Origin of the sequence: Staphylococcus sp. HMSC072E01, assembly GCF_001814125.1 — a bacterium.
GTDB lineage: Bacteria > Bacillota > Bacilli > Staphylococcales > Staphylococcaceae > Staphylococcus > Staphylococcus hominis.
In genome coordinates, this window is the sequence record NZ_KV814970.1 from 1 (window position 1) to 208 (window position 208).

Consider the following 208-nt stretch of genomic DNA (forward strand, 5'->3'; position numbering starts at 1 on the left):
TAAAAAAAGCACAAGCACGTATACATACATGCTTGTGCTAAAATTTATTTTTAAACAGGGACAACATTTGTTGCTTGTTCGCCACGTTGACCTTCAGTGATGTCAAACTTTACTTTTTGACCTTCTTCTAAAGTTTTATATCCATCAGTAGCGATACCTGAGAAGTGAACAAACACATCGTCACCGTCTTCTCTTTCGATAAATCCAA

At 36.1% G+C, this 208-nt stretch carries 1 protein-coding gene; it reads right to left on the minus strand.

Annotated elements, in window-relative coordinates; translation table 11 throughout:
- Positions 1–50: 50 nt before the first annotated feature.
- A partial coding sequence (locus HMPREF2953_RS07415; protein ID WP_070672643.1) for a cold shock domain-containing protein occupies positions 51–208 on the minus strand: 158 nt, incomplete at its 5' end.